The sequence below is a fragment of the Candidatus Izemoplasma sp. genome (genome assembly GCF_982632705.1).
Genome location: NZ_CEXEES010000077.1, coordinates 1,416 through 5,881 on the forward strand (window position 1 = coordinate 1,416; position 4,466 = coordinate 5,881).

The 4,466-nt window shown below is 39.3% G+C and carries 6 protein-coding genes; all 6 read left to right on the plus strand.

Annotated features, from left to right (window positions below):
• Positions 1-35 precede the first annotated feature (35 nt).
• A complete protein-coding gene (locus AC2LE6_RS08210) occupies positions 36-230 on the plus strand; it encodes a hypothetical protein (RefSeq protein WP_484478773.1) in 195 nt (64 codons plus the stop codon).
• The gene (locus AC2LE6_RS08215; protein ID WP_484478780.1) at positions 226-2,001 is read left to right on the plus strand and encodes a ribonucleoside-diphosphate reductase subunit alpha; all 1,776 of its coding nucleotides are present in this window, start codon (positions 226-228) and stop codon (positions 1,999-2,001) included. The genes AC2LE6_RS08210 and AC2LE6_RS08215 overlap by 5 nt, the downstream gene beginning before the upstream one ends.
• A gap of 20 nt (positions 2,002-2,021) precedes the next feature.
• Positions 2,022-2,711: a PhoH family protein gene (locus AC2LE6_RS08220; RefSeq protein ID WP_484478774.1), complete on the plus strand. Its 690-nt coding sequence runs from the start codon at positions 2,022-2,024 to the stop codon at positions 2,709-2,711.
• A gap of 13 nt (positions 2,712-2,724) precedes the next feature.
• The gene (locus tag AC2LE6_RS08225) at positions 2,725-3,672 is read left to right on the plus strand and encodes a ribonucleotide-diphosphate reductase subunit beta (protein ID WP_484478775.1); all 948 of its coding nucleotides are present in this window, start codon (positions 2,725-2,727) and stop codon (positions 3,670-3,672) included.
• Positions 3,672-3,914 (plus strand): hypothetical protein, encoded by a 243-nt coding sequence (locus tag AC2LE6_RS08230; RefSeq protein ID WP_484478776.1) that lies wholly within the window; start codon positions 3,672-3,674, stop codon positions 3,912-3,914. The genes AC2LE6_RS08225 and AC2LE6_RS08230 overlap by 1 nt, the downstream gene beginning before the upstream one ends.
• A gap of 155 nt (positions 3,915-4,069) precedes the next feature.
• Positions 4,070-4,466 (plus strand): hypothetical protein (locus AC2LE6_RS08235; protein ID WP_484478777.1); only part of this gene is annotated, 397 nt, incomplete at its 3' end.

Consider the following 4,466-nt stretch of genomic DNA (forward strand, 5'->3'; position numbering starts at 1 on the left):
TGAGGAACGTAACGAATTTCTAAGGTATTTCAGATATGTTTAAAGCAATTATCCTAGGAATTGTCACAGGTATGACTATTGTGTTTATAGCACATTTTAACAATACTACAGAAAACATCGCACCAGTAATATACGGCAACACTAACGTAGTCACAGTACAAGCTGGTGAAGAATGGACACAACCTTGGGCACCAATGCCCTCACACATAGACTGGAGTCAAAATGATTAATAAAAGAGAATATTTAGGTATAACTATTCATCCAAAAAGAGATGAGCGCCTTACCGAGCAAGGTCTTAAGACATTGAAGGCTTACTATATGCGTGAAGAAGAGGATTCTCCTCAACAAGCATTCGCTAGAGCATCGGTTGCATTTTCTGCAGGTGATACAGAGTTAGCACAAAGGATTTACAATTACGTATCTGAAGGTTACTTCATGTTCGCATCACCAGTACTATCGAATGCTCCACTTCCAGGTGAAGCACCTAAGGGAATGCCTATCAGTTGTTTCTTAACGTACGTACCAGATACTGTTGAAGGTCTAATTGAACATCAAGACGAGTTCGCACTATTATCTGTAATGGGTGGTGGTGTAGGTGGACATTGGTCTGACATCCGTGCAGTTACTGATAAATCTCCAGGTCCAATCCCTTTTATTAAGGTGATCGACGCTGAGACGTTAGCTTGGAAGCAAGGTTCTACACGTCGTGGTTCTTACGCTGCATATTTAGATGTTTCTCATCCTGATATCATTGAGTTCCTAGAGATCCGTGTACCTTCTGGTGGTGACATCAACCGTAAGGCATTAAATATTAATAATGCTGTGAACGTATCTGATGCATTCATGGAAGCAGTCAAGACAGGTGATGAGTGGGACTTAGTATGTCCTCATACAGCTGACGTTAAAGAGACAGTTAAGGCTAGAGAGTTATGGACACGCATTTTAGATACACGGTTCAAGACTGGAGAACCTTACATCAACTTTATCGACAGAGCTAATGAGTTCTTACCACAACCTCTTAAAGACCTTGGTCTGAAGATCAATGGTTCTAACTTGTGTAATGAAATTCATTTACCAACATCTGCAGATCGTACAGCAGTATGTTGTCTATCTTCAGTTAATCTAGAGAAGTTCGATGAGTGGAAAGATACTACTATGGTACGTGATTTGATCACCATGTTAGACAACGTCTTAGAACACTTCATCCAACATGCTCCAGAAGGTTTAGAGAAAGCTAAATTCAGTGCTGCTAGCACTAGAGACTTAGGTTTAGGTGCTATGGGTTTCCATGGTTATCTACAAAATAATAACATCCCGTTTGAATCTGCACTAGCAGTTTCAGCTAACAGGAAAATGTTTAAACACATAAAAGGAGAGGCAGATGAACAAACCAAGATTCTTGGATCTATACGTGGGGAATACCTGGATGGGGCAGGCACTGGCATTCGTAATGCTCATTTGCTTGCTGTTGCTCCTAATGCTAGTAGCAGCACCATTTGTGGTTGCAGTCCTAGTATTGAGCCTATTAAGAGTAACGCTTTTACTCATAAAACTAGGAGCGGTTCGTTTCTTGTCAGAAATAAGGCTCTTGAGAAAGTAATTGAGGAAGCAAGACTTAGACTAGGTCACGATGAATCATGGGTAGATGCTCAGTGGAGTCTTATTATTAATAATGATGGCTCAGTTCAGAAGTTGATCTTTTTAACAGACTGGGAGAAGGATGTATTCAAAACAGCGTTTGAGTTAGATCAAAACTGGGTAATAGAACATGCAGGACATAGACAGGAGTTTATCTGTCAAGGTCAATCTGTAAATGTGTTCTTCCCATTTGGTGCTGATCGCTCATATGTTAATCAAGTTCACTTGAATGCATTCGCTAAAGGTTTGAAGGGATTATACTACCTCCGTACTTCTGCAGGTAAAGCAGCAGACAGTGTGGGTATCAAAGTTGAGAGAGTTGCTCTCGTAGACGGTGGTGATTGTATAGCTTGCGAAGGTTAATTAAACAAAAAGGATAAAATATGTCTAAGAAAATAGTAAGTGCAAAACAATTGATAAGAAAGTTAGAGATGAAGTTGGAAGAAGTTCTTCCTCTTAATTCTGCTCAAGAAGCATTCTTTACTAAGTATGATTCAGGTAAGTCTCAAGTACTATCAGGTTCTGCTGGTACTGGTAAGACATTCATGGCATTCTACAAGGCGTTTGATGAGTTACTTAACTCTGATGTAGAATACAGACGTATCGTTGTGGTACGTTCTGCTGTGTCTACTCGTGACATCGGTCACCTTCCAGGAGACATTGAAGAGAAACAAGCGATCTATGAAGCACCATACAAAGGTATCTGTACTGAGTTATTTGATCATGCAGGTTCTTATGATATACTTAAAGAGAATGGTGTAATTGAATTCATGTTAACGTCATTTGTGCGTGGTATTACTCTGGATAAAACACTTGTCATTGTTGACGAATTCCAGAATTGTACTGCTCATGAGTTAGACTCTATCGTCACTAGACTTGGTAAGGATTCTAAGATCTTGTTCGCTGGTGATACTGTTCAGACTGACTTTACTAAAAACAATGAGAAAGACGCTGAGATCTTCATGAGAGTGTTAGGTCGTATGCGTAACTACTTTGACTTCAATGAGTTTAAAGCTAAAGACATTGTACGTAGTGAATTAGTCAAAGCTTACATCATGGCTAAAGAAAAATAATAAGGAAAATAAAATGAGTGTATTAGAACACAGTTTGGTTTATAAACCATTCAAATACCCTTGGGCAATGGAGTTTGCTGTAGAGCATGAAAAACTTCATTGGGGAGAGTGGGAAATCACTCTACAGGAAGACTTAGAACAGTGGAAGAAAGGTGAGATCTCTGACGTGGAGAAAAACCACATCACACAGATCTTACGTTTATTCACACAGTCAGACGTAGCTGTTGCTAATGGTTACTGTGAGAACTTCATCCCTAAGTTTAAAAACAATGAGATCCGTTCAGCTTTGCTATCCATCTCTGCACGTGAAGGGATACACCAACGTGCTTACGCTTTATTAAATGAGACCTTAGGTTTCCCTGATAGTGATTACTCTTTATTTCTAGATGTCAAAGCGATGTCTAAGAAGGTAGAGTTCATGATGCAAGGTGATTCTAGCACTCATCATAATACAGCTATGGCTTTGGTTCAGTCTACAATTAATGAGGGCGTATCACTCTTCTCAGCGTTTGTAATGCTGATGAACTATCAACGTATGGGCAAGATGGCTGGTACTTGTAAGGTGGTTGAATGGTCGATCCGAGATGAGTCTCAACATGTAGAGTTTATTACTAAACTGTTCAGAACCTTCTGTGAGGAACATCCTGCAGTGGTTAATGACAACATGAAGAAAGAGATCTATCAAAGATTTCGTCAAGCTGTAAAGCTAGAGGATAAGATTATCGATCTAGCTTACGACATGGGGACAATTGAAGGATTAGATGCAGAAGAAGTTAAACAGTACATTCGTTATATTTCTGATCGTCGTCTTATCCAACTAGGATTAAAAGGTAATTACAGGATAAAAGAGAACCCTTTACCGTGGTTAGATTGGATGTTATCAAATGACAACCATACTAACTTCTTTGAGCAGACTGTGTCTGATTACTCTAAAGATGGTCTTGTTGGGGATTGGTGGTAATGAGTACTGAATTATTAGAGTTCTCAATAGCATCCGAGGTGTCCAGTAAGATAGCTGATGGTATACGTGCGGGACTTGATCCTCATCAAACGATGGAGATATACTTCTCAGCACTTGGTGCATCTTATTCTATCTTGTACCCAGACACTTCTGTTACAGACTTAATGAAGTTTGCAGCAGATGGATCTAAATATGGCTTCCTAGAAGCTAACGCAATGGACTTCGAACCCAGACCTCTATAATCCTCGTGGTAATAGGTGTCTAGGACTAACGTTGTCTATTGATACTAATGCAAATTTATTTATGTTGTTTCTCCAAATAACATAGCAGGTACTTGTCAGTTCCTGTGTTGTAAAATACTGACTCCTAATTAAACAACAACAACAAGGATAATGATATGAGCAAGAAAAACAAGGGCGTACCACATAAATGTGAGGTGTGTCGTGAAACTACTGAATCTAGTTCAGTGTTCCGAATCCGTAGATTAGATAAGAAAGATGTCTGTGATGTTTGTCTACAGTCGGTCATAGCACCCGTATCTCCTGGACTTCTTATGGAATACATTAGACATGGTGAAGTTGTGTATGAAGACATCAAAAAGGAAAATACGTTTGAGGCTACATTAGAAGACTCTTCTGATACCTTAGATGCAACTTACAATATGGTTCTAGATAGTAAACTTAACACAGGAGAAGATATGAGATTTGCCACAGATGAAGCTAAAGCAACTCCAGAGTTTTCTATGGAGTCAATCCCTAAACCTAAAGAGATCTTTGATCACTTGGAAGAGTTCG

Coding starts and splice junctions, on each gene's coding strand:
- AC2LE6_RS08210 (WP_484478773.1), top strand. CDS start 36: ATGTTTAAAGCAATTATCCTAGGAATTGTCACAGGTATGACTATTGTG.
- AC2LE6_RS08220 (WP_484478774.1), top strand. CDS start 2,022: ATGTCTAAGAAAATAGTAAGTGCAAAACAATTGATAAGAAAGTTAGAG.
- AC2LE6_RS08225 (WP_484478775.1), top strand. CDS start 2,725: ATGAGTGTATTAGAACACAGTTTGGTTTATAAACCATTCAAATACCCT.
- AC2LE6_RS08230 (WP_484478776.1), top strand. CDS start 3,672: ATGAGTACTGAATTATTAGAGTTCTCAATAGCATCCGAGGTGTCCAGT.